This is a genomic window from Sphingomonas sp. NFR04, from assembly GCF_900114095.1.
GTDB lineage: Bacteria > Pseudomonadota > Alphaproteobacteria > Sphingomonadales > Sphingomonadaceae > Sphingomonas.
In genome coordinates, this window is record NZ_FORV01000006.1 from 87,113 (window position 1) to 111,772 (window position 24,660).

The 24,660-nt window shown below is 67.0% G+C and carries 20 protein-coding genes; 8 read left to right on the top strand and 12 right to left on the bottom strand.

The features are described from left to right. Nucleotides 1-7: 7 nt before the first annotated feature. Nucleotides 8-748: a 16S rRNA (uracil(1498)-N(3))-methyltransferase gene (locus BM009_RS16840; RefSeq protein WP_093297976.1), complete on the bottom strand. Its 741-nt coding sequence runs from the start codon at nucleotides 746-748 to the stop codon at nucleotides 8-10. Between the two features lie 50 nt (nucleotides 749-798). After that, nucleotides 799-2,604, bottom strand: coding sequence for a hypothetical protein (locus tag BM009_RS16845; protein WP_093297978.1), 1,806 nt, complete (start codon nucleotides 2,602-2,604; stop codon nucleotides 799-801). Between the two features lie 90 nt (nucleotides 2,605-2,694). Between BM009_RS16845 and BM009_RS16850 the strand changes: the two genes are divergently transcribed. Both BM009_RS16850 and BM009_RS16855 read left to right on the top strand, forming a co-directional pair. Further along, nucleotides 2,695-3,084: a GtrA family protein gene (locus BM009_RS16850; protein WP_254772332.1), complete on the top strand. Its 390-nt coding sequence runs from the start codon at nucleotides 2,695-2,697 to the stop codon at nucleotides 3,082-3,084. After that, nucleotides 3,085-3,816, top strand: a complete 732-nt coding sequence (locus BM009_RS16855) for a class I SAM-dependent methyltransferase (RefSeq protein ID WP_093297980.1) — start codon at nucleotides 3,085-3,087, stop codon at nucleotides 3,814-3,816. A gap of 152 nt (nucleotides 3,817-3,968) precedes the next feature. On the opposite strand, the gene BM009_RS16860 is transcribed toward BM009_RS16855, so the two are convergent. The 4 genes from BM009_RS16860 to BM009_RS16875 all read right to left on the bottom strand — a co-directional run bounded on the left by BM009_RS16860 (nucleotide 3,969) and on the right by BM009_RS16875 (nucleotide 10,790). Then, complete coding sequence (locus BM009_RS16860; protein ID WP_093297982.1) at nucleotides 3,969-4,994, bottom strand: glycosyltransferase family 2 protein; 1,026 nt, start codon at nucleotides 4,992-4,994, stop codon at nucleotides 3,969-3,971. A 49-nt stretch (nucleotides 4,995-5,043) separates the two neighbouring features. Then, nucleotides 5,044-6,360 carry an Nramp family divalent metal transporter gene (locus tag BM009_RS16865; protein WP_093297983.1) on the bottom strand — a complete coding sequence of 439 codons (1,317 nt, stop codon included), beginning with the start codon at nucleotides 6,358-6,360 and terminating at the stop codon, nucleotides 5,044-5,046. Between the two features lie 315 nt (nucleotides 6,361-6,675). Continuing rightward, nucleotides 6,676-8,481, bottom strand: coding sequence for a DUF885 domain-containing protein (locus tag BM009_RS16870; RefSeq protein ID WP_093297985.1), 1,806 nt, complete (start codon nucleotides 8,479-8,481; stop codon nucleotides 6,676-6,678). A gap of 221 nt (nucleotides 8,482-8,702) precedes the next feature. Further along, nucleotides 8,703-10,790, bottom strand: a complete 2,088-nt coding sequence (locus BM009_RS16875) for a RelA/SpoT family protein (RefSeq protein WP_093297986.1) — start codon at nucleotides 10,788-10,790, stop codon at nucleotides 8,703-8,705. Between the two features lie 168 nt (nucleotides 10,791-10,958). On the opposite strand from BM009_RS16875, the gene BM009_RS16880 reads away from it, so the two are divergent. Next, on the top strand, nucleotides 10,959-11,408 hold the full coding sequence (locus BM009_RS16880; RefSeq protein ID WP_254772333.1) for a winged helix-turn-helix transcriptional regulator: 450 nt from the start codon (nucleotides 10,959-10,961) through the stop codon (nucleotides 11,406-11,408). A gap of 69 nt (nucleotides 11,409-11,477) precedes the next feature. Next, nucleotides 11,478-11,780, top strand: a complete 303-nt coding sequence (locus BM009_RS16885; protein WP_093297989.1) for a hypothetical protein — start codon at nucleotides 11,478-11,480, stop codon at nucleotides 11,778-11,780. On the opposite strand, the gene BM009_RS16890 is transcribed toward BM009_RS16885, so the two are convergent. Next, nucleotides 11,777-12,199, bottom strand: a complete 423-nt coding sequence (locus BM009_RS16890; RefSeq protein ID WP_093297991.1) for an acyl-CoA thioesterase — start codon at nucleotides 12,197-12,199, stop codon at nucleotides 11,777-11,779. The two genes, BM009_RS16885 and BM009_RS16890, sit on opposite strands and share 4 nt — an antisense overlap. Before the next feature lie 218 nt (nucleotides 12,200-12,417). After that, the gene (locus tag BM009_RS16895) at nucleotides 12,418-13,626 is read right to left on the bottom strand and encodes an LL-diaminopimelate aminotransferase (RefSeq protein ID WP_093298197.1); all 1,209 of its coding nucleotides are present in this window, start codon (nucleotides 13,624-13,626) and stop codon (nucleotides 12,418-12,420) included. Nucleotides 13,627-13,756: 130 nt separating this feature from the next. On the opposite strand from BM009_RS16895, the gene phaC reads away from it, so the two are divergent. From phaC to clpS, 3 genes are all read left to right on the top strand, one after another. Then, complete coding sequence (phaC, locus tag BM009_RS16900; protein ID WP_093297992.1) at nucleotides 13,757-15,493, top strand: PHA/PHB synthase family protein; 1,737 nt, start codon at nucleotides 13,757-13,759, stop codon at nucleotides 15,491-15,493. A 194-nt stretch (nucleotides 15,494-15,687) separates the two neighbouring features. After that, nucleotides 15,688-16,368 (top strand): phasin family protein, encoded by a 681-nt coding sequence (gene phaP / locus BM009_RS16905; protein ID WP_254772334.1) that lies wholly within the window; start codon nucleotides 15,688-15,690, stop codon nucleotides 16,366-16,368. Between the two features lie 167 nt (nucleotides 16,369-16,535). Beyond that, nucleotides 16,536-16,868, top strand: coding sequence for an ATP-dependent Clp protease adapter ClpS (gene clpS, locus BM009_RS16910; protein ID WP_064310916.1), 333 nt, complete (start codon nucleotides 16,536-16,538; stop codon nucleotides 16,866-16,868). Between the two features lie 159 nt (nucleotides 16,869-17,027). On the opposite strand, the gene BM009_RS16915 is transcribed toward clpS, so the two are convergent. Then, nucleotides 17,028-17,735 carry a Crp/Fnr family transcriptional regulator gene (locus tag BM009_RS16915; RefSeq protein WP_093297995.1) on the bottom strand — a complete coding sequence of 236 codons (708 nt, stop codon included), beginning with the start codon at nucleotides 17,733-17,735 and terminating at the stop codon, nucleotides 17,028-17,030. Between the two features lie 151 nt (nucleotides 17,736-17,886). On the opposite strand from BM009_RS16915, the gene murA reads away from it, so the two are divergent. Then, the gene (murA, locus tag BM009_RS16920; RefSeq protein WP_093297996.1) at nucleotides 17,887-19,170 is read left to right on the top strand and encodes a UDP-N-acetylglucosamine 1-carboxyvinyltransferase; all 1,284 of its coding nucleotides are present in this window, start codon (nucleotides 17,887-17,889) and stop codon (nucleotides 19,168-19,170) included. Nucleotides 19,171-19,360: 190 nt separating this feature from the next. On the opposite strand, the gene BM009_RS16925 is transcribed toward murA, so the two are convergent. The 3 genes from BM009_RS16925 to BM009_RS16935 all read right to left on the bottom strand — a co-directional run bounded on the left by BM009_RS16925 (nucleotide 19,361) and on the right by BM009_RS16935 (nucleotide 24,604). After that, nucleotides 19,361-21,676 carry a GH92 family glycosyl hydrolase gene (locus BM009_RS16925; protein WP_093297998.1) on the bottom strand — a complete coding sequence of 772 codons (2,316 nt, stop codon included), beginning with the start codon at nucleotides 21,674-21,676 and terminating at the stop codon, nucleotides 19,361-19,363. Between the two features lie 47 nt (nucleotides 21,677-21,723). Further along, the gene (locus BM009_RS16930; protein WP_217644215.1) at nucleotides 21,724-22,998 is read right to left on the bottom strand and encodes a GGDEF domain-containing protein; all 1,275 of its coding nucleotides are present in this window, start codon (nucleotides 22,996-22,998) and stop codon (nucleotides 21,724-21,726) included. A gap of 100 nt (nucleotides 22,999-23,098) precedes the next feature. After that, nucleotides 23,099-24,604 carry an acetyl-CoA hydrolase/transferase family protein gene (locus BM009_RS16935; RefSeq protein ID WP_093297999.1) on the bottom strand — a complete coding sequence of 502 codons (1,506 nt, stop codon included), beginning with the start codon at nucleotides 24,602-24,604 and terminating at the stop codon, nucleotides 23,099-23,101. Nucleotides 24,605-24,660: the final 56 nt, after the last annotated feature.

The following is a 24,660-nucleotide window of genomic DNA, read 5'->3' on the forward strand; positions in this document are numbered from 1 at the left end:
GTTCGGTTTACCAGTCGCCCGCCGCACCCATCCACAGCGTGACGGCGGCGGCGGCGGCCGTCTCCGCGCGCAGGATGCGGGGGCCGAGCGCGATGCCGACCGCCTGTGGAACGGCGCGAATCGCTTCGCGTTCCTCGGCATCGAATCCGCCCTCGGGGCCGACGAGGATCGCGGCCGGGCCGGGACGCGCGCGCATCGCCTCCAGCGCCGGTACGCCGCCGGTCTCGTCGGCGAAGAACAGCGCGCGCTCCGCCGGCCAGTCGCAGAGCAGCGCGGGCAGCTTCACCGGCTCGACCAGCTCGGGCAGCGCGGTGCGGCCGCATTGCTCGGCCGCCTCGATCATGTGGCTGCGCAGGCGATCGAGGTTGAGCCGGTCGACCACGGTGCGGCGCGTGAGCACGGGCATCAGGCGGGCCACCCCGAGCTCGCAGGCCTTTTCCGCCACCCAGTCGATGCGCCCTTTCTTGATCGGCGCGGCGCAGAGCCACAGGTCCGGCACCGCCTCGTGCGAGCGGAGCTGCTCGGTGATCTCCAGCGTCAGGTCGCGCTTGCCGACGTCGCGGGCGATGCCGAGCCATTCGCCGCTCGTGCCGTCGAACAGCTTCACCGCTTCGCCCGGCTTCATCCGCATCACCGAACCCAGGTAATGCGCCTGCGGGCCATCGATCCGGCGCAGGCCGGGTTCAAGCGGGCCTTCGACAAAGAGGCGGGGGGCGGATTGCGGCGGCCAGGCGGGGGTTGCGGGCATGGTCGCTGCTGTAGCCGCGCCATGCCCCATTCGTCCATCCGGGCGCGGGGTCACTGCCCCTGGTAGCGGATCTTCCACAGCTTGTAGGGCGAGCCATCGGGGAGCTGCACCGGCTCCAGCCAGTCCGGCACCTGCCCCTTGGCGAGCTGGGCGTAGAAGCCGACCGGGTTGTGCGAACGGTAGACGGTCGTCTCCGCCATGTTCGGGCAGAGCAGCAGATAGGCCGCCTTGTGCCGCGCCGCGATCGGGCGGAAGCCGTCGGCCGGGCCGGTAAAGGCATGGTGGACGTCGAGGATCGCCTGGCCGTTGCGGTGATAGGGCCCGGCGACGGCATTGTGATGCGTCACCACGATCAGCCGGGGCCCGAGATCGACCTGGGTGAACATCGTCGCGGCGGGGATAGCGTTCAGCGTGCGCAGCTGCGAGGTGCGGGTGCAGGCGATGTTCGCCTGGCGCACCTTGTCGCTGCCCGGTTTGGATGCGGTCTTGTTGGCCCAGGGCATCTTCACCCCGCTGGCGACCACGCCGACGCCGACAAAGGCAAGCACCGCCACGCCGATCCGCACCCACAGCGGCCCGCGCTGGACGGCCAGCGGCACCAGGATCCAGATCAGCGCGGTGATTCCGGGCACGGCGAGCAGCTGGGCGCCCGGCGCCGCGCGCATCTGCCAGAGCAGCATCGCGGCGGCGAAGGCGGTGAACAATGCGACCGCGACCCAGCCGACGAGCTTGGGGCTGCGCCGCGCGTTCCACACCGCAAGCAGCGCGCCGAGCAGCCCAAGGCCCGCGACGATCGCGACCGGAACGGCGACATCGGCCGGGTGGCGGTAGATCGGCCGCGCCTCGCGCACGTTGGAGAGCCAGGTCTTGTACAGCTCGTCCGAGACCTGCTCGGGCCGTCCGAGGCATTGCGGGAAGAAGTGGACGAAGCCCGCCACGATCAGCCCGCCGGCGATCACCGCCAGTGCCAGCCGCACCCAGCGCGACGCGGGGTTGGCGAGCGTCAGCGCCACCAGCAGCGCGCCCGCCGCGACCAGCACGCTCAGCCATACCGGGGTCAGCGCGTCGCAGCGCATCGCCTGGTTGGCGGTGGACGCAAAGGCCGCGAAGCCGATCGCCGAGCCGCCGCCCAAAGTGAGCCCATAGACCATCAGCCGGGGCCGCTCGGCCGCGTCCCATACCCAGCGTAGCGCGAGGATTGCCCCCGCCATGGCGCAGAAGGGCAGCAGCTCCAGCCCGATCGAGAGCGAGAAGGCGCTGGCCAGCCCGACCGTGGCGCCGCCGCGCGCGCCGCGGGGATCAGCGATGCCGGCGACGGTCATCGCCAGCGCGGCGAGCTGCCAGCCATGATGGTCGATGCGCAGCGGCGCGTACATCGGCAGCGTCGTGGTGCAGACGCTCACCAGCAGCACCAGCGCGATCGGCCAGGCGAAATTAGACACCAGACGTCGTACGGTCAGCGCGAGCCCGGCCATGGTGATCGACAGCGGCAGCAGCGGTGCCACGCCGCACGCCCATTTCTCCGCCGTCGCCATGCCGACGAACGGCTTGAGCAGCAGGATCAGCCCGGCGATCGGCAGGTCGACGATCCGCGACCAGTGGATGTCGAACCCGCCCAGCGCCGGGTCCATCCGGTACTGGCGCAGATCGTACCAGCCCTGGCCCGCCAGCAGCGCGCGGACCTGCATCAGCCGCATATTGTCGTCGGTATCGCCCAGCGTCAGCCAGTAGATATTGCCCTGGCGCTGGGTGACGAACCAGACGGTCACGCACGCCCAGGCGACCAGCGTCCAGAGCAGCCAGTGGCGGTCGATTTCGTCTCGAAGGCGGAAAAGCCGCTGAATGTTGGGCGTCAAAATCGCTTTCCTCGGATGCTGCCGCGCATTAGGGCGAGCCCCGGTCTGAGGGCAAGCGAGATGACGGCGGTACTACGAAGAGTGGAAGCATTGCGGGCCAGCGGGGTGCTGGGCCAGCTGATCCGCTTCGTCATCGTCGGCGGGCTCTCGACGGTGGTCTATGCCGCCGTCTACTGGCCGCTCGCCACCTATGTCATCCATCCGGTGGCCGCTTCCGTGGCGGGCTTCCTGGTCGCGGTGGTGTTCGGCTATTTCATGCACAGCCGCTGGAGCTTCCAAGGGCACGGCGCCGAGGAAAATGCGGCGCTGAAGCTGAAATTCTTCGTCGTGCAGGCGACGGGCATGGTGCTCAATGCCGGCTTCACCTGGCTGCTCACCGGCCCCTGGGTCCATGGGCCCACCTGGTGGCCGCTGGTGCCGGCGGTGCTCGTCACGCCTTTCGCGACTTTCGCACTCAATCGCTTGTGGGTTTTCGGCTGAATGGACCGTATCGTTTACGACCGCATGGCGGCGCATGACTCCACCCATTGGTGGTACCGCGCCCGCCGCGACATCCTCGCCGACTATCTCGCCCGCTACGGGGCGGTGCCGAAGGATGCCAAGATCCTCGAGATCGGCTGCGGCACCGGGCACAATCTGCCGATGCTCGGCGCGTTCGGCGAGGTCGACGCGATCGAGATCGATCCGGCGGCGCGGGACATCGCCAGCGCGCGGCTGGGCAAGCCGGTCGGCGCCTCGCCGCTGCCCGAACTGACGGGGGTCGAACCCGCCAGCTACGACCTGATCGCGGTGCTCGACGTGGTCGAGCATATCGAGGACGATGTGGCGGCGCTCAAGGCGATGGCCAGCGTGCTCAAGCCCGGCGGCAAGATCCTGATCACGGTGCCCGCCCACCAGTGGATGTGGAGCGCGCACGATGTGGTGAACCACCACAAGCGCCGCTATTCCAAGGCCACGCTGCTCGCGTCGCTGGAGAAGGCGGGGCTGAAGTGGCGCAAGCTGCGCTGGTTCAACTCGCTGCTGTTTCCGGTAGCGGTGGCGGCGCGCTTTGCGGGCAAGCTGATGGGCAAGGACGACAGCGACGATTCGCCGCCGCCGGCCGTGCTCAACAAGGCGTTCGAGACGATCTTCGGGCTGGAGCGACACCTGCTCGGCCGGCTGCCGATGCCGCCGGGGCTGTCGATCATCGTGATCGCCGAACCGAAGCAATAATCAATCCTCCCCTGAAAGGGGAGGTGGCGCGCGCAGCGCGACGGAGGGGTGTCGACGCTGGTGCGATAGGACACTGTTTCAGCGGGAACACCCCTCCACCACCGCCTTTGGCGGTGGTCCCCCTCCCCCTCCGGGGGAGGATCTAGAAGGCTTCACTCCGCCGCGTCGTTGTGCCGCGCCTGGGGTGACACGCTGATCGTCCCCGAATCCTGCTGGCGGTAGCCCAGCGAGGCATGCGCCTGCACCGGCCCGGCGACATCGGCGATCAGGTACAGCGGCCGCCGCTTCGATTCGACATACAGCCGGCCGAGATACTCGCCGATCATTCCCAGCACGAACATCTGCACCGCGCCGATCACGACGACAACCAGCATGGTCGAGGTCCAGCCCTGGATCGCATGGCCCATCGCCCAGGCGATCAGGATGTAGAGGATCAGCAGCACCGACGCGCCGGTGAGCAGCAGGCCGACATGGCTGGCGAAGCGCAAGGGCGCGGTCGAGAAGCCGGTGATCGCGTCGAGCGCGAAGCGGATCATCTTGCCCAGCGGATATTTGGTCTCGCCCGCGTGCCGCTCGTGCCGGTCATAGACGAAGGGCACCTGGCGGAAGCCGATCCACGCGACCATGCCGCGGATGAAGCGCGCCTGCTCGGGCAGCGACAGCAGCGCATCGAGCGCACGGCGGCTCATCAGGCGGAAGTCGCCGGTATCGAGCGGGATCGGCGTGTCGGTGATCCGATCCAGCATGCGGTAGAAGATCGCCGCGGTCGCCTTCTTGAACAGGCTCTCGCCCTCGCGCTTGCGGCGGACGGCATAGACCACGTCGGCGCCCTGCGCGGCCATGGTGGCGCGCATCTCGGTCAGCAGCTCGGGCGGGTCCTGCAGATCGGCGTCGATGATCAGGATCTGCTCGCCGGCGCACAGGTCGAGTCCCGCGGTGAGCGCGAGCTGGTGGCCATGGTTGCGCGACAGGTTGATCGCGACGAGGTGCGGGTCCGCGGCGGACAGGCGCTGCATCACCTCCCAGCTGCGGTCGCGCGACCCGTCGTTGACGAAGACGATCTCGTAGGACTCGCCGACTGCCGCACGCGCGGCGGCGCTGACGCGGCCGTGGAGCATGTCGAGACATGCTTCTTCGTTGTAGCAGGGGACGACGACGGAAAGCTGGGGACGTTTCATGACGCGCGCTCTGTAGCGCTGCCGGAACGGCCCGTCGAGCGGGCGCGCATCAGGCGAACAGGCTCGTAACGAGCCACACATTGGCGCCGGTGATCCCTGCGAACAGCAGCCAGCCGATCGCCTGCAGCCAGACCGGGCTGGCGAACCGGCCCATCAACGTGCGATCGGCGGTGAGCAGCAGCAGCGGCGCCATCGCGAAGGGCAACCCGGCGGAGAGCACCACCTGGGTCAGCACCAGCAGCCGTCCGACCGCGCCGTCGCCCAGCAGAAGCACGCCCGCCAGCGCCGGGATCAGCGCGAGGCCTCGGGTGATCAGCCGGCGGACCCAGCAGGGGATCTTGAGGTCGAGAAAGCCTTCCAGGATCACCTGCCCCGCAATGGTGCCGGTAAAGGTCGCGCTCTGCCCCGAAGCGAGCAGCGCGATGCCGAACAGCGGCGCGGCGATCGCGGCGCCGGTGGCGGGGGTGAGCAGGCGATAGGCATCCTCGATCTCGCGCACGCCGGTGTTGCCATTCGCGTTGAAGGCCGAGGCCGCGACGATCAGGATCGCAGCGTTGACGAAGGTGGCGGCGAGCAGCGCGGCGATGATGTCGAACTGCGCATAGCGCACCGCCTCGCGCTTGGCGGGTTCGTCGGTGCCCGAAACGCGGGTCTGCACCACCGAGCTGTGCAGATAGAGATTGTGCGGCATCACCGTCGCACCGAGGATGCCGATGGCGAGGTACAGCGCATGCGGGTCGGCGAGCCGGGCGGGATCGGGCACCATGCCCGCCAGCACCGCTGCGCCGTCCGGCGGGGACAGGAACAGCTGGACGACGAAGCAGGCGGCAACGGTGCCGACCAGCCCGAGCATGATCGCTTCCATCTGCCGGAAGCCCTGGCCCTTGAGGCTGAGCACGATCACCACGTCCAACGCGGTGATCAGCACGCCGATCCACAAGGGAATGCCGAGCAGCAGCTGGAAGGCCAGCGCGCTGCCCAGCACTTCGGCGACGTCGGTGGCGATGATCGCCAGTTCGGCGAACACCCAGAGGAATTTGGCGACCCCCGGCGAATAGCGGTCGCGCACCAGCCGGGCGAGGTCGCGCCCCGTCGCGATTCCGAGCCGCGCGCAGAGCGATTGCAGCACCATCGCCGCCGCGCTCGACGCGAGGATGACGAACAACAGGCCATAGCCGTAGCGCGAGCCCGCCTCGATATCGGTCGCCCAGTTGCCGGGATCGATATAGCCGACCGAGACCAGCAGCCCCGGCCCCATATAGCGCAGCAGCTTGGCCAGCGGCGACAGGCCGGCGGGCACGCTCACGCTGCCGCGGACCTCGGAGGGACAGAAGGGCGCGGTGGCGGTGCGGGGCAGGTTGAACATGGGGGGCTCACGGACACGGGAAAGGCAACCGCCCTTGTGGCGACCGGTTCCGGTCGCCGCAACCATACTGGGGCGCAGGCGGGAAGATCCTGCCCTGGAAGGTAGGGCTATCGCATTTCGCCGCTCGTGCCCCTCACCCTTCCGCGCCTTCGGCGCTCCCTCCCTCTCCCACAGGGGGAGAGGGAGCGGGGATCGAAACTCCCTCTCCCCCTGTTGGAGAGGGAAGGGGCCCGCCGCCGCAGGCGGTGGGAAGGGTGAGGGGGACGAGGGCCAAATGCGACAGCCCTCCCCCTGCGGGGGAGGACCTTGCAAAGCTTAGGCCATCGCCTTGGCGCGTTCCTCCACCAGCCGTTCGAACATGGTGAGCGGCATCGCGCCCAGCCGGATAACCTCATGGAATTGCTGGAGATCAAACTTCTGCCCGGCGATCTTCTGGGCATTGGCGCGCGCCCGGGTCCAGGCGATATGGCCGAGCTTATAGGCGCAGGCCTGGCCCGGCATCGTGCAATAGCGCTCCACTTCGCGCTGCGAGCGCGGCCGGGCGAAGCCGGTGTTCTGGACGATGTAATCGGTCGCCTGGTCGCGGGTCCATTTCTGGGTGTGGATGCCGGTATCGACCACCAGCCGCACCGCGCGGAACAGGAAGGACTGGAGGTAGCCGGCGCGCTCGAGGGGCCCGTGATAGGCGCCGAGCTCGTCGGCCAGCTGCTCGGCATAGAGCGCCCAGCCTTCGGTATAGGCGCTGAAGAAGCCGAACTTGCGGATCAGCGGGCCTTCGGCCGCCTGCGCGGTGCTGATCTGGAGATGGTGGCCCGGCAGGCCCTCATGGAAGGTGAGCGCCGGCAGCGAATATTTCGGCCAGTCGGCGACGCTCTTGAGGTTGATCCAGTAGATCGCCGGGCGCGAGCCGTCGAGCGCGGCACGGGTGTAATAGCCGTTCGAGGCGCCGTCCTGGATCTCCACCGGCACCGCGCGGATCTCCAGCGGCGCCTTGTTGGGGTTGAGGAACGCCTTGGGCAGCAGCGCGGCGACGTTCTGGATGCCGGCATTGAGCCCGGCGATCAGCGCAGCGCGGCCCTCCGCACTATCGGGATAAAGCTGGTCCGGACGCTCGTTGAGCGCGGTCAGCCGCGCGCCGACGCTGCCCTGGGTCATGCCCTGCGCCTTCAGCAGCGCATCGAGCTTGGCGCTGATCTCCGCCACCTGCTCCAGACCCATCTTGTGGACCTGATCGGGGGTGAAGCTGGTCGTGGTCCATTGCTCCAGCGCGGCGGCATAGATTTCCTGGCCGCGCGGCACGTCCCATAGTCCGGCCGAGGGGCGGCCCTTGGCGTGAAGCTCCTTGATCAGCGCATATTGCCGGTCAAGTGCGGGATAGACCTTGTCGCCGACGATCTTGGCGGCGCGGCCCTGCCAGTCGCCCTGGAGCTGCTTGGCGGCGGCGCGACGGACCAGCGATTGGGTGAGCGTGTTCGCAGCCGGATCGGGCTGGCGCAGCTTGGCCATCTGGGCGAGCGTCAGTTCGAGGCAGAAGACCGGCGCGACCAGCCCGCGGCCGGCGGCTTCCTTCTGGTCCGCCGTATCCTGGTCGAGCACGCGGGCGAAGGCATCGAGGCGATCCAGATAGGCCTCGGCATCGTCCTGGGTGACGATGGTGTGGCTGGAGTTGAGGAAGTCCGGCGTCGAGAAATAGGCGCCGCCCTGCTGGGTGATCGGGAAGGGGCGGCCGACCGAATCGATCTGGAACTTGTCCTGCGAGACGGTGGCGCTGCGCAGCGAGTAGAGCACCACTTCGCGGTCGAGCCGCGCGGCTTCGGACAGGCTGGCGGGCTCGAACGCCTCGATCTTGGCGATCGCTGCCTTGGTATCGGCGAGGTTGCGGGCCTTGGCGGCGGGGCTGTCGTCGCTCAGCTTGTGCTTGAGCGCGGCGTTGGGGCCCTTGTCGAAGCCGAGCGAGGTGGCGAACTCCGGCGAACGCTGGATGCGTTCGGCGACGATCTGGTTGTAGACGGCATTGATCTCGGCATCGCGCGTGCCGGCCATGGCGGCGCGGGCCGCGGCGGGGAGCAGTACGGCCAGGGCGGCCGTGCTCGATGACGCGAGGAAGGTACGACGATCCAAGGCTTTTCCCCCTTTATGGTGTGGGGGAGGGTAGCGGAGATTCCCGGGAGGTCCAGAGCGTTGCGGTGCGGGTCAGAGTGTATCCTCCCCCTGGCGGGGGGAGGTGGCGCGCGAAGCGCGACGGAGGGGGAGGATGCCAGAACCTCTCCGGCCTGCGTGCATCCTCCCCCTCCGTCGCCTTCGGCGCCACCTCCCCCTGGCGGGGGAGGATACGGATCAGGTCAAACCCGTTCGGCCGAGCTCACTGCATCCGCGGCGCGCAGGGCCGCGAGCAGCTTCATCAGGTGTGCGGCGTTGCGCACTTCGAGGTCGATCGTGTTGGTGTGGAAGGTGGTGTCGCGGTTATCCAGCCGCAGCCCGAGGATGTTGGCCTTGTGCTGACCGATCAGCGTCGCGACCGTGCCCAGCGCGCCGGGCTCGTTCTTCAGCGTCACCGCGATCTCGGCGACGCCGCCATCGGCCTTGTCGCCCCAGGTAAGGTCCACCCAGTCGGCCTCTTCGACATCGGCGAGGCTCGGGCAATCGATGCGGTGGACGATGATCGGCTGGTCCGGCTTGCGCACGCCCAGGATGCGGTCGCCCGGCACCGGGCAGCAATCCTCGGCATAGGTGAACGCCACGCCCGGCGTGAGGCCCTTGATGTCGATCGCATGATGCTGCGGCGGCAGCTGGTCGTCCTCGCCGCTCGCCGAGCCGGGCATCACCGCTTCCATCACCTGCCGGTCGGTCAGGCTGCGGCGGGCGATCGCCTCCATCAGCGATTCCGCATCGGCCAGCTTCAGCCGCTTGAGCGCCTCGCCCAGCGCGCCTTCGCCGGGTGCGACGGGCAGGCGGGCGACGATGTCCTCGTAGAGCTTGCGCCCCAGCCGGATCGTCTCGTCGCGCTCCTTGTGGCGCAGGTGGCGGCGGATCGCCGCGCGCGCCTTCCCGGTGATCGCGAAGTTGAGCCAGTTGGGCTGCGGTTCCTGCGCCTTGGAGCGAAGGATCTGCACCTGGTCGCCCTGCTCGATCTCGGTGCGTAGCGGCACCACCTTGCCGTTGATCTTGGCGCCGACGGACTGGTCGCCGAGATCGGTGTGCACCGCATAGGCAAAGTCGATCGGCGTCGCGCCCTTGGGCAGCTGGATCAGCTCGCCCTTCGGAGTGAAGGCGAAGATGCGATCCTGGTACATCGCCATGCGGGTATGCTCGAGCAGCTCTTCCGGGCTCTCGGCATGTTCCAGGATCTCGATCAGGTCGCGGATCCAGCTGACCTGCGTGTCCGGCCGGACCGAGCTCTGCTTGTACGCCCAGTGCGCGGCGAGGCCGAATTCGGCCTGGGCGTGCATGTCCCGCGTGCGGATCTGGATTTCGATGCGGGTGTCGCCCGCATGCATAATCGTGGTGTGGAGCGAGCGATAGCCGTTGCGCTTCGGCGTCGAGATGTAATCCTTGAACCGCCCCGGCACCATCGGCCAGCGGCGGTGGATCGCGCCGAGCGCGCGGTAGCACTCCTCCTCGCTATCGACGATCGCGCGAAACGCCATGATGTCGGACAGCTGTTCGAGGCTCACATGGCGCTCGGACATCTTCTTCCAGATCGAATAGGGGTGCTTCTCGCGCCCCGTCACGTCCGCTTCGATGCCGCCGCGCCCCAGCAGCAGCTTCAGGCCCGAGGCGATCTTGAGCACCCGGTCCTCGCCTTCGACGCGAAAGCTCTCCAGCCGCTTGGTGATCGATTCATAGGCTTCGGGTTCGAGCTGGCGGAAGGCGAGCGTCTGCATCTCCTTCATGAACTCGTACATCCCGATCCGCTCGGCGAGCGGGGCATAGATGTCCATCGTCTCGCGGGCGATGCGGCGGCGCTTCTCCTCCTTCTTGATGAAGTGGAGCGTGCGCATGTTGTGCAGCCGGTCGGCGAGCTTCACCAGCAGCACGCGGATGTCGTCGGACATCGCGAGCAGGAACTTGCGGAGATTCTCGGCGGCGCGCTCGCTTTCGGTCTGCGCCTCGATCTTGGAGAGCTTGGTGACGCCGTCCACCATGCGGGCGACGTTCGGCCCGAACAGCCGCTGGATCTCCTCCGGCGTCGCCACCGTGTCCTCGATCGTGTCGTGGAGGATCGCGGTGGCGATCGTCTCGTCGTCGAGATGCAGGTCTGTGAGGATGCCGGCCACCTCGATCGGATGGCTGAAATAAGGGTCGCCCGAGGCCCGTTTCTGGGTGCCATGGGCGTTGACCGAGAAGACATAGGCCCGGTTGAGCAATGCCTCATCGGCTTCGGGGTCGTAGGAAAGGACCCGGTCTACAAGTTCATACTGACGCAGCACGTCTGCTAGATGGCGTCACTGGCCCGCTTTTTGCAACCGATTTGAAGCTGCAATCGCGGCTTAGCTGCAACGCTGTGGCCGAAGGGCTGCGCCGCGCCGGTTTCCCACCCCTCATTTTTGCGATAGGGTGCCTGCATGGGTGGAGCCGTTCGAGAAACGCTGCGGGCCATGGCGCGGGAATGCAGCCTGCCGGCCGCGCTGGAGGCGATGGGCGAGCGCTGGTCGTTCCTGATCCTGCGCGGGGCGTTCAACGGGCTGCGCCACTTCGAGGAATTCCAGAGCGAACTGGGCATCGCCCGCAACATCCTCGCCAACCGGCTGGCGCGGCTGGTCGAGCATGGCATCCTCGCCCGGGTCCCTTGCGCCGACGATCGCCGCAAGGTGGAGTATCGCCTGACCGACAAGGGGCATGCGCTGCTGCCGACGATGGTGGCGCTGCGCCAATGGGGCGAGCGCTGGGAGACCGGCGTGCCCGCGTCGCCGATCCTGGTCGACGCGCGGGACGGCAAGCCGATCGCGCCGGTGACGGTGCAGGCCCAGGACGGGCGGGTGCTGGGCAAGGGCGACCTGCTCTGGGCGCTGCCGGAGGATGCCGAAGAGGCGCATGCGGCCGAGTAACCTTGGGGCCGCTCCGCCGCTGAAGCGTAAATGCTTCTATAATGGCGTGTGCATCAGGGAAATTTGCGCATGACGTTCGGCATTTCGACGGTGGGGATCAACGGCGTGCGCGGCGTGGCGGGGACCGCCGCGACCCATGGCAGCGCGAGCGGCCCTGTCGACGAGACCGCCGAAGCCTTTCTCCGTGAAGCCCGCAAGAGCCCGGCCGAGCGCACCAAGGAAGCCGTGCTCAAGCGCTATAACCTGACGCAGGAACAGTTCGACCAGCTCGCCCCCGAAAAGCAGGCCGCGATCCGCAAGGAGATCGAAGACGAGATGCGCCGCAAGCTGGGCAGGGCCCAGGGCGGCGCCTTTGCCGACGTCGTCGTCTAGCCGCCGATTGCGAGCAGCGCGGCGCGGACCGTATCCGGGATCGGCTTGGGGCGACGTGTGTCGAGGTCGAGATGGACGCTGACCAGTTCCACCTCGGCATGGAGTTCGCCGGTCTCCGCATGGCAGAGGTCGGCGCGCATCGTCATGCTGCTGTTGCCCAGCCGCTCGACGCGGACGAACACCTCGACCAGATCGTCGAAGCGGAACGGGCGCTTGTATTCGACCTGCGCGCGGACGACGTTGAACTCCGCCTCCATCCATTCGGGGCCCAGCGCCGCGAGATCCGCCCAGCGCCAGAATTCGGTGAGCCCGACATCGGCATATTCGAGATAGCGCGAGTTGAAGACGATCTTCTGCCCGTCGATCTCGGAATAGCGGACGCGGAAGCGGGTGGAGAAGGGGAAGCCGGGGCGGGACATGGAGGCGGGCTTTGCCCCGGGCAGGGCGCGGTTCGCAAGTGCGGCGTGCGCATGCGGGCGTGTCGTCTCCGAACACTAAGCGTCATCCCCGCGAAGGCGGGGATCCATTCGCCTGTGCGTTCACAGATGGAGCCGAAGCGTCAGCCCAATGGATTCCCGCCTTCGCGGGAATGACGATGGGGTGGCGAGGCGGGGGCGAAGAACCTCCGCCGCGCGCATCACCCCGCGTTCGCGGCCGGCGTGTTGACCCCCATCGACTGCAGATACTTCTTCACATTGCGCGCGGCCTGGCGGAGGCGCTGTTCGTTTTCCACCATCGCGATGCGGACAAAGCCCTCGCCATTCTCGCCATAGCCGACGCCCGGCGCCACCGCGACCTTGGCATGGGTGAGCAGCTGCTTCGAGAACTCCAGGCTGCCGAGATGTGCCAGCGCTGGCGGCAGCGGCGCCCAGGCGAACATCGAGGCGCGCGGGGAGGGGATCTCCCAGCCGGCGCGGGCAAAGGCCTCCACCATCACGTCGCGGCGCTTGTGGTACAGCAGGCGGTTCTTCTCGACGATGTCCTGCGGCCCGCTCAGCGCGGCGCAGGCCGCCGCCTGGATCGGCGTGAAGGCGCCATAGTCGAGATAGGACTTCACCCGCGACATCGCCGCGATCAGCTGCTTGTTGCCCACCGCGAAGCCGATCCGCCAGCCGGCCATGGAGTAGGTCTTGCTCAGCGAGGTGAACTCGACCGCGACGTCCTTGGCGCCCTTGACCTGCAGGATCGACGGCGTCGGCTTGCCGTCGAAATAGAGTTCCGAATAGGCGAGGTCGGAGAGGATCCACACCTGGTTCTCGCGCGCCCAGGCGACCAGCCGCTCGTAGAAGGCGAGATCGACCGTCTCCGCCGTCGGGTTCGACGGATAGTTGACGACGAGGATCGACGGGCGCGGCACGGTGAAGTTCATCGCGCGCTCGAGGCTCTCGAAATAGGCGTCGTCGGGCGTGGTCGGCACCGCGCGGATCGTCGCGCCGGCGATGATGAAGCCGAAGGTATGGATCGGGTAGCTCGGGTTCGGCGCCAGCACCACGTCGCCCGGCGCGGTGATCGCGGTGGCGAGGCTGGCGAGGCCCTCCTTCGAGCCCATCGTCACCACCACTTCGGTCTCGGGATCGAGCTCCACGCCGAAGCGGCGGCCATAATAATTGGCCTGGGCGCGGCGCAGGCCCGGAATGCCCTTGGACTGCGAATAGCCATGCGCGTCGGGCTTGCGGGCGACTTCGCACAATTTCTCGATCACATGGTCGGGCGGCGGCAGGTCCGGGTTGCCCATGCCGAGATCGATAATGTCCTCTCCACCCGCACGCGCGGCCGCCCGCATCGCGTTCACTTCGGCGATGACATAGGGGGGCAAGCGCTTGATGCGGTAGAATTCTTCGGACATTTCCTCGACTTTCAAGGGTTCTGGCATGCGACACAAAATTGTGTCGTGCCGTCGTTCTACGCCATAATAACCAAGTCGGGAATGACGCATTGCATTGCCTGCGCTAAGGCGGGGCGAAGGAGAGGACCAAATGCCCGACACGCTCACGCCCACCCTGCCGCGCCTAGAGGACCTGCAGCACTGGACCTGGGTGCTGGGTCGGGCGCAGCAGATGATGCTGGAGCACGGGCTGGACCTGATGGAGCATGTGCCGGCCGCGCCGCCCTTCGGGATGCTGCTCGATCCCACGCCGGCGATGCGCGCCAGCGCCGATTTCTGGGCCGACACGATGCAGCTGTGGCAGCGTTTCCTCGACCCCGCCCATGCCGAGCCCTTCGTCGAAACGCCCGAGCAGGCGCGCGACAAGCGCTTCAAGGCGCCGCAATGGCGCGAGGAGCCGGTGTTCGACTTCCTTCGGCAGAGCTATTTCGTCATCGCCGATCACCTGCTCAAGAATGTCGAGGCGCTGGAGCATGTCGATGGTCGGCAGAAGGACCAGATCCGCTTCGCGACCCAGGGCTTCATCGATGCGATCAGCCCGACCAACTTCCCCGCGACGAACCCGCAGGTGATCGAGAAGATCGTCGAGACCAAGGGCGAGAGCCTGCTCAAGGGACTGCAGAACATGCTGCAGGATATCGCCAAGGGACAGATGACGCAGACCGCCGCGGGCGCGTTCGAGCTGGGCCGCAACCTGGCGATGACGCCGGGCAAGGTGGTCAAGCGTACGCCGCTGTACGAATTGATCCAGTATTCGCCGGCGACCGAGGAGGTGCTCGAGACCCCGCTGATCATCTTCCCGCCCTGGATCAACCGCTTCTACATCCTCGACCTGACGCCGGAGAAGAGCTTCATCCGCTGGGCGGTGGAGCAGGGGATCACCGTGTTCGTCGTGTCCTGGCGCTCGGCCGATGCGAGCATGAAGGATGTGGTGTGGGACGATTATGTCGAGCGCGGCCAGATCGACGCGATCGACACCGTGCGCGACCTGCTCGGCGTCGAGAGCGTCCACACCATCGGCTATTGCGTCGCCGGCACCACCCTGGCGGCGACGCTGGCGGTGCTCGCCGCGCGCCAGCAGGCGGAGAAGGTGGCGAGCGCGACCTTCTTCACCGCGCAGGTCGACTTCACCGAGGCGGGCGATCTCCGCGTGTTCGTCGATGACGACCAACTGGCGATGATCCGCAGCCTCAGTGCCGAGGGGTTCCTCGACGGGCGCTACATGGCGGCGACCTTCAACCTGCTGCGCGGGCGCGACCTGATCTGGAACTATGTCGCCAACAACTATCTGATGGGGCAGGAATATGCGCCCTTCGACCTGCTTCACTGGAACTCGGACGTCACCAACCTGCCGGCGGCCTGGCACCTTAGCTATCTGACCGACCTCTATCGTGACAACAAGCTGATCGCGCCCGGCGCGCTGCGCATCGGCGGCACCCCGGTCGATCTTTCCAAGGTGACGACGCCCAGTTACATCCAGGCCGGCCGCGAAGATCACATCGCGCCGGCCAAAAGCGTGTGGAAGTTGACCGAACATTTCCGCGGGCCGCACAAGTTCGTGCTAGCGGGATCCGGCCATATCGCAGGTGTAATAAACCCCCCGTCTGCTAAAAAATACCAATACTGGACCAATCAGGATCCTGCCGAGTCGCTCGATTCGTTCCTGGAAAATGCGACGGAACATGCCGGAAGCTGGTGGCCCGACTGGCTCGACTGGTTGCGCGCGGTAAGCGGTGCCAAAGTTGCGGTGAACGGCGCGCGGATTCCAGGGAGCGGAAACCTTTGTGCGGTTGCGGAAGCCCCAGGCGATTATGTTAAGATGCGCTGAGAAATTGTTCTCAAATTGAGCGATTTGTAACTTTTTGTGCAGTGCACAATGACGTCTTGCAAATCTGACGCCATCCCGTTATATGCTGCGGTGCAGCAATAGGCAGGGAAGCTAGTCACATGTCCAAGGGACCCAAGACGACGGCCAAACCCGCCGCCAAAATGGCGGCCCGCGGTGCTCCAAAGCCCGCGATTATGGCCGAAGCTGCCGCGGTGACGCCGCCGCCCGTACCTCCGCTCGCCGAGACGATCGTCCCGGCCGCGGCCCTGGTACCGGCGCCGGCCGAAACCGCTGCACCGCAGGAAGTGAAGACTGACGTTGAAGAAGCGATCGCCGCCCCCGCGGAAACGGCCGAGGCCGTGGCCGAACCGGTGATCGAAGCCGCAGAGACCGTCGTGCCGGCGGTCACCACCAGCACCGCGAAGGAAACGACCATCATGGCTACCACCTACGAAAACGCGACCACCCAGGCCCACACCGCTTTCGCCGACATGAACGAGCGCGCCAAGGCCGCCGTCGAGAAGTCGACCAAGCTGGTCGAAGAAGCCAACGAGTTCGCCAAGGGCAATATCGAAGCGCTCGTCGAGTCGGGCCGCATCGCCGCCAAGGGCTTCGAGCATCTCGGCCAGGAAGCTGCCGACTATAGCCGCCGTTCGTTCGAGAGCGCGACTGCCGCGATGAAGAACCTCGCTTCGGTCAAGTCGCCGACCGACTTCTTCAAGCTGCAGAGCGATTACATGCGCGGCGCCTTCGACGCCTATGTCGCCGAAGCCTCGAAGCATACCGAAGCGATGATCAAGCTCGCCGGCGACGCCGCGCAGCCGATCTCGAACCGCTTCGCGGTTGCGGTCGAGAAGGTGAAGACCACCGCCTGATCGGCGCTGCCGATCCGGAATAAATGAATTTGGGGGCGGTCGCTGCGGCGATCGCCCCTTTTTCATTGCGACAAAATGCCAAAGGTACCTCGGCATGCCTTGCCCTTGGGGGCAGTGCGACATATTTTGCCACGCCTATGGTCGAGCTTCGTACAACACAGATTCGGATGGCCGAGGACGGCGACCAGGATGATCGCGGCAACGACAACGCGGTCGGTATCGCCACGCGCACCCGCACCCGCACCAAGAAGCCGACACCCTATCGGGTGCTGATGCTCAACGACGATTATACCCCGATGGAATTCGTCGTACTGGTGCTGCAGCGCTTCTTCCGGATGAATATCGAGGAAGCGACCCAGGTGATGCTCCACGTCCACCAGCGCGGCGTGGGCGTGTGCGGGGTGTTCAGCTACGAAGTCGCCGAGACCAAGGTCTCGCAGGTGATCGATTTCGCCCGGCAGAACCAGCACCCGCTGCAGTGCACGCTGGAGAAGGCATAGGCGCTTTCGCCTACGTCCTCAGCCGTCATCCCCGCGAAGGCGGGGATCCATTGGCGCTGAATCGTCGGTTGTTTCCCCCAGCGTCCTGGCAAATGGATTCCCGCCTTCGCGGGAATGACGCGACCAGGGTGGAAAGGGCGGGGAGCCGATTTCCCGGTCTCACCGCGCCGGCGGCAGCCAGCGCAGGTCGAGCCCTTCGTAGCGATTGACGTAGTTCGCCGCCCCCGCCAGCGCGCCGCGATCGAGCAGCGTCACCCGGCCGCCCTCGCGGGCAATCATGCCCTCCTCTTCGAGCTGGCGGAGCATGCGGTTGACGTGCACCGCGGTGAGGCCGGTCGCGTCGCCGATCTCCTCCTGGGTCAGCCCGAGCGGGAAGGCGCGGTCGATCGACTTGTCGGTCGCGCGCAGCCGGTTGCGCAGGTCGAGCAGCAGCGCGGCCACGCGCGCCTTGGCGCTGGTGCGCCCCAGTGCCGCGAGCCGATCGGTGAGCGCCACCCGCTCGATCTGGCTGTAGACTAGGATCATCGCCGAAAGCCGGGGATGTTCCTGCATGATTCCGGACAGCGTCGCGCGGTCGAAAGGGCATACCACCGTGTCCGAAAGGGCGCAGAGTGTCTCGGGTGCCTCGTGATAAATCGCCGAGGAGATGCCGAGCATGTCGCCCGGGAACAGGAAGCGGAGAATCTGCCGGCTGCCGTCGTCGAGCAGCACATAGCTCATCATCAGCCCCTTGCGGAGTATGAACAATTCCCCGCAAGGTTCGTTCTCACGCTGCAAAATCGCCCCGCGCCGGACATGGCGCTGGCGCAGCTCGAGCGCATCCAGCGCCTCGCGCTCCCTTGGCGTGAGCGCGATGAACTCGCTCAAAACATCGGCAAAACAACTGGATGACACGCTCTGCACTTTCCCCCGGGCTCCTCCTGCAAAGCAGCGCAACGGAAACAGCGCATTAAAATCGATCAAGCCCCTCCAGCAGCCCACCGCTTGCGCGGGCGCGCAGAGCGGCTAGAAGCTCGCCATGGACCGTATCCTCATCCGTGGCGGCAACCGACTTGCCGGCAAGATCGCGATTTCCGGGGCGAAGAACGCCGCCCTTACCCTGATGCCGTGCGCGCTGCTCACCGACGAGCCGCTCACGCTGCGCAACCTGCCACGTCTGGCAGATGTCGACAGCTTCGGACATCTACTGAATGAGCTTGGTGCATCGACCTCGGTAGAGGGCACGCGCCCCAACGAATTCGGCCGGGTGCTCTCGGTGCGCGCCAGCCGGCTGACCTCGACGGTCGCGCCCTATGACATCGTGCGCAAGATGCGCGCCTCGATCCTGGTGCTTGGCCCGCTGCTCGCCCGCGAAGGCGAGGCGACGGTATCGCTGCCCGGCGGTTGCGCGATCGGCAATCGCCCGATCGACCTCCACCTCAAGGCGCTGGAGGCGATGGGCGCCGAGATCGAGATCAGCGCCGGCTATGTGAAGGCGACTGCGCCCGGCGGCCGTATCTCGGGCGGGCGCTTCCGCTTCCCGGTGGTCTCGGTCGGCGCGACCGAGAATGCGCTGATGGGAGCGGCGACCGCGCGCGGCACCACGGTGCTGGAGAATGCGGCGCGCGAGCCCGAGATCGTCGACCTGTGCAACCTGCTCGTCGCGATGGGCGCGGTGATCCGCGGCATCGGCACCGAGACGCTGGAAATCGACGGCCGCGACCGGCTGCACGGCGCCACCTATGCGGTGATGCCCGATCGCATCGAGGCGGGCAGCTACGCCTGCGCCGCGGCGATCACCGGCGGCGACGTCGAACTGGTCGGCGCCTCGGCCGAGGACATGCGCGCGACGCTGGATGCGCTGGTCGAGGCCGGCATCACGGTGGAGGAAACCGCCAACGGCGTGCGCATCGCCGCCAACAACGGCATCCGCCCGCTGACGCTCAACACCGCACCCTTCCCGGGCTTCGCGACGGACATGCAGGCGCAGTTCATGGCGATGCTGTGCAAGGCGGACGGGGCGAGCACGCTCACCGAGACGATCTTCGAAAACCGCTACATGCACGTGCCCGAGCTGGCGCGGATGGGCGCGGACATCGAGGTGCATGGCCGCACCGCGATCGTGCGCGGGGTGAAGAAGCTCACCGGCGCCCCTGTGATGGCGACCGACCTGCGCGCCTCGATGAGCCTGATCCTAGCCGGCTTGGCGGCGGAGGGCGAGACGCAGGTCAACCGCGTCTATCATCTCGACCGCGGCTATGAGCGGCTGGAAGAGAAGCTGCAGGCGGTGGGCGCGGATATCGAGCGCGTGGGCGACGGCTGAGGACGAAACCCTCTCCCCGCGCGGGGGAGGGCAGGCCTCGCCTCAAATATCATCGTCATTCCCGCGAAAGCGGGAATCCATTGCCCTAGGCGCTGGGGGAAAGAACCGCACCTTCAGCGCCAATGGATCCCCGCCTTCGCGGGGATGACGAGGGAGGTGCGAAAGCGCCGCCCCTCTCGGCGCAAGAGGATCAGCGGGACATCGAATAGGGCCGGCCGGCCACCGGCACCGCCGCCCGGTTCGGTGCTGCCTGCATTGCGAAGCGCAGTTCGCCGCCGCGCATCAGTTCCTCGTGCGTCACATATTGCCGGTCGAGCTTGCGGCCGTTGAGCGTCACGCTGCCGACATAGCGGTTCGCCTCCGACAGCCCCGGCGCAGACACCGTGAAGCGCTTGCCGTTGGGCAGCGTCAACGCCGCGCGCTCCAGAAACGGCCGCCCCAGCACATATTGGTTCGACCCCGGCGCCACCGGATAGAAACCGAGCATCGTGAACACGAGCCAGGCCGACATCTGGCCGAGATCGTCGTTGCCGGCGAGGCCATCGGGCGTCGGCTTGTACTGGCTGTCGACGATCTGCTTCAGCCGCTCCTGCGTCCGCCAGGGCTGGCCGGCATAGCTGTACAGATAGGCGACATGGTGGCTGGGCTCGTTGCCATGGATGTATTGGCCGATCAGCCCGGCAATGTCCTCGGCATGGCTGTAGTCGATCTTGGAATTGTCGAAATCGAACATCGCGTCGAGCTTGCGTACCACCGCGGCGTCGCCGCCCATCAGGCGGAACAGCCCGGCCTGGTCCTGCGGCACGAACCACGAATATTGCCAGGCGTTGCCCTCGGTATAGTCCGAGCCATAGTTGATCGCGGTGGGGTCGAACGGCGTGCGATAGGCGCCGTCGCTCTTGCGGGCGCGCAGGAACCCGGTCTTCACGTCGAAGCTGTTGCGCCAGTTGCCCGCGCGCTTCTCGAACGTCGCGGCGAGATCGTCCTTGCCGATGGCGCGCGCCATGCGGGCGATGGTCCAGTCGTCATAGGCATATTCGACGGTCTTGGAGGCGGCTTCCGGCTCCTTGTCGATCGGCACGTAGCTAAGCTTCTGGTACCAGTCGAGCCCGCCATAGGGGCCGTAGGTGGCGCTGGCGACCATCGCGTCGAGCGCCGCCTTGCCGTCAAAGCCGCGCAGGCCCTTGAGGTACGCGTCGGCGATCACCGGCACGGCGTGATAGCCGATCATCGTCCAGGTCTCGCGCCCCTGGAACTGCCAGACCGGCAGGATGCCGAAGGGGCTGCTCTGCTGGCTGGCGATCAGCGACTTGATGATGTCGCGGTTTCGCGCCTCGGGCTGGACGAGCAGCAGCAGCGGATGCTCGGCGCGGAAGGTATCCCAGAGCGAGAAGGTCGAGTGGAAGGTGAAGCCCTCGGCCTGGTGGACCTGGTCGTCGGGCCCGCGATAGCGGCCGTCGGCGTCGGAGAAGACGCTGGGCGCCATCAGCGTGTGGTAAAAGGCCGAGTAGAAGTTGCGGAGCGCGGTGTCGCTGCCCTGCGCGTCGATCGCGCCGAGCGCCTGTTTCCACGCGGTGGTGGTGCGGGCGTGGACGGCGTCGAAATCGCCGGCCTCGGTGGCAAGATTGGCAAGCGCGGCATCCTCGTCGACGCTCGACAGCGCGACACGGAGTTCGAGCGGCCGATCGAGCACGCCGAAGTCGAGACGCGCGACGATCGAGCGGCCCTGCAGCTGGGCGACGCCATCGTCACCGCGCCCGGGTCCCTGGAAGCCGCGGTACGGCACCTTGCCCTCGGTATCGACGAAGGCGTGGTCCTTGAGCGGGACCGAGGGGCGGATCGCGAAGAACAGCTTGCGGGCCGGCGCCCAGCCGCGCGTCTCGCGGGCGCCGGTGATCGTCCCATCGGGGCGGACGCGCACCGAGGACCAGAGGATCTTGCCGGGATAGTTGTACAGCGAGCTGCGCAGGTCGAGCACGAGGTGCGCGGCCTTGCCGGCCGGGAAGGCGTAGCGCTCGACCGCGACACGGGTGCCTGCGGTCATCTCGGCGCGGACGCCCTGATCCTGCAGGGTGACGGCGTAGTAGCCCGGCCGCGCGACTTCGTCGGCATGGGCGAAGCGCGATCGATAGCCCGAGCCTGGCTTCTTGGGATCGCCAGGCTCTAGCGATACGGTGTCGCCCGCAACCGGCGCGATCAGGAAATCGCCCAGGTCCGAATGGCCGGCGCCCGAGAAATGGGTCAGCGAGAAGCCCTGGATGGTCAGGTCGCCATGACGATAGCCCGCGGCATGGCCGTAGCATTCGCGGATCGCGCAGCCGGTATCGGTATCGGGGCTCAGCTGCACCATGCCGAAGGGCGCTACCGCGCCGGGGAAGGTGTGGCCCTCGCCACCGGTGCCGACCAGCGGATCGGCATGCTCATAGCCGGTCTGGGCGGCGAGCGGCGCCGCGAGAAGCGACGTGGCGGCGAGTGCGAGCGCGGCGCGCTGAAAGGTCCCCTGCATTCTTAAGGCTTAACCGAGCAAAGCTGCGTACGGAAGCCCGCCCGGGATCACTCCGCGGCGAGGGGTAACATCGGCGATTCCTGCGCAGGTGCCGCGACGACGCGATTTCGTCCCGCCGCCTTGGCCTGATACATCGCAGCGTCGGCGATCGGCAGCAGGTCCGCGATGGTGCGCGTGCTTTCGGGCAGGGAGGCGACGCCCAGCGAGGCGGAGATCGCCGCGCCATGCACGGCCGACAGCGCCTCGATACGCTCGCGCAGCACCTCCGCCTTGGCCCTGGCTTCGTTCAAGCTGCATTCGGGCAGGATCACCAGCAGTTCTTCGCCGCCATAGCGGCAAGCGACATCGGAGACGCGGAGCGCGCCCACGATCTGCCTTGCCGCCTCGCGCAGCACCGTGTCGCCCACGGCATGGCCGAATTGATCGTTGAGCTTCTTGAAGTGATCGAGATCGATCATGATGGCCGAAAGGTGGGTGCCGGTGCGTTCGGCCAGCGCGGCCAGCCGAGTCAGCGCATCCTCCATGTAGCGGCGATTATACAGGCCGGTCAGCGGGTCGCGCAGTGCCTGGGTCCGCAGCGTCTCGCGCAAGGCGATGTTCGAGATGGCGAGCGACATCGCATCGGCGATCGCCGTGGCGATGGGCTGTATGCGCGCCAGCTGCGCCGCGGCATCGGGCCGGGCGGTGCCGATCTTCAGCATGCCGCGAATTTCGCCATGCGCGCTCATCGGCAGTTCCAGCACCGTCGCCGCACCGACATGGTGTTCGCAGCAAAGCGCGCCCTGCGTGTCGGCGTTGAGATGGGCCTTGCCGCGTTTCAGCGCCCAGCATTGCGACGGCATCAGCATCGGCCGCAGCGTGTCGCTTTCCGGCCAGTTCCAGGTGGCTGAAAGCTCCAGCCGATCGCGGGAGTTGTTGAAGACATAGAGCGCGCCGCCAAAGCCCTCGAGCAGCGAATCGATTGTCGCGCCCAGGACCGCATTGGCATCACCATAGCCATTGGCACTCTGCAGCAGCTCGGTCATGCGGAACAGATGGTTGACCTGCATCCGCTCTGCATGGGCGATGGCGGCATCCTCGCGCCGTTCGCGAAGTGCCCGCAGGATTTTCGGCGTGCCGAGCAGCAGGAGGAACAGCGCGGTGATGGCGCTGCCGAACTCCGTCAACAGATCGACCACCTTCGAATCTTCGCTGCGAACGAGCGGCCCGACGATATGCGCGACCATCATCAGCAGGATGGCGATGGTGGCCAGCACCACTCGCCGCCGGATCGATTGCTCCAGCGGATCGACTTCAATGGGCGGTGCGTTGCCTGCAGCCACGCGCGAAATCCCCTTCACGCGACGCGGATCGCCGCGATTTTCCGCTGCGATAGCGCGGTCGCGAGAAGGGCGCTGCTCGTGGAACTGCCGCTACGGAATTTTACCGCATCGATCCCGTATCGATGAAGCGCTGGTGCCAGGCGAGCGCCTCGCCCGGCAGCATCGGTGTCTGCTTGCCATAGCTGCCGGCCAGCGCCCGCTCGTAATAGTCGCGCAGCATCGGCTTGTAGCTCGGATGGGCGCAGCGCTCGATCACCTGCTCGGCGCGCTTGCGCGGCGCGAGTCCGCGCAGATCGGCAAGGCCCTGCTCGGTCACCACGATCTGCACGTCCTGCGCGATGTGATCGACATGGCTGACATGCGGCACGATCGACGAAATCGCCCCGCCCTTGGCGGTGGAGGGCGACATGAAGATCGAGATATAGGCGTTGCGCGCGAAATCGCCCGATCCGCCGATGCCGTTCTGGATGCGCGAACCCATGATGTGGGTGGAATTGACGTTGCCGTACAGATCGGCCTCGATCATCCCGTTCATCGCCAGGCAGCCGAGGCGGCGCACCACTTCGGGGTGGTTGCTGATCTCCTGCGAGCGCAGCAGGATCCGGTCGCGGAACCGGTCGAGATCCTGGTTGAGCCGCTCGGCCGCGCCGGGGCTCAGCGAGAAGGCGGTGCAGCTCGCCATGCGGAGCTTGCCTGCCGCCAGCAGGTCCAGCATCCCGTCCTGCAGCACCTCGGTATAGGCGGTGAGGTTCTCGAACGGCGCGGTCAGCAGCCCTGCGAGCACCGCATTGGCGATATTGCCCACCCCCGATTGAAGCGGCAGCAGCGAGGGCGGCAGGCGGCCCTTGCCGACTTCGTGGCGGAAGAACTCGATCAGGTGCTGGGCGATGGCGAGTGCGCTCGCGTCCGGTGCGGCGAAGGGCAGGTTGCGATCGGGCGCGTTGGTTTCGACCACCGCGATCACCTTGTGCGGATCGCAGCGCAGCGTCGGCTGGCCGATGCGCTGGTCGGGCGCGGTGAGCGGGATCGGCACGCGGTTGGGCGGCAGCGCGGTGCCGTAATAGATGTCGTGCATCCCCTCCAGCGCCGGGTTCTGCCAGCTGTTGACCTCGAGGATCACCCGCTTGGCGACATCGAGCCAGGTCTTGTTGTTGCCGACCGAGGAGGAGGGAATCAGCGATCCGTCCTCGCGGATGCCGGCGACTTCGATCACCGCGACGTCGAGCGGCCCGAGAAACCCTTCCCAGGCGAGCGGGGCGACCTGGCTGAGGTGGAGGTCGACATAGTCCATCTCGCCCGCGTTGATCTTCTCGCGGGCGATCGGATCGGAATTATAGGGCAGGCGCGCCGAGATGCCGTCGACCCAGGCGAGGGCGCCATCGAGCTCCGGCCCGGTGGAGGCGCCGGTCCACACCTTCAGCCGCATCGGCTTGCCGGCGGCATGCTCCGCCTCGATCTGCGCGGCGAGCGCGATCGGCACCGCCTTGGGATAGCCGGAGCCCGTGAAGCCGCTCATCCCCACCGTCATGCCATCGGCGATGAAGGAGGCGGCGTGTTCGGCGGTGGTGACCTTGGCGGCCAGTCCCGGGTACGCAATTCGGCTCATGGATCCTCTCGGGGTCTGCATCATTGGCGGCGATGCAGCCCTATCGAGCCGCGTGC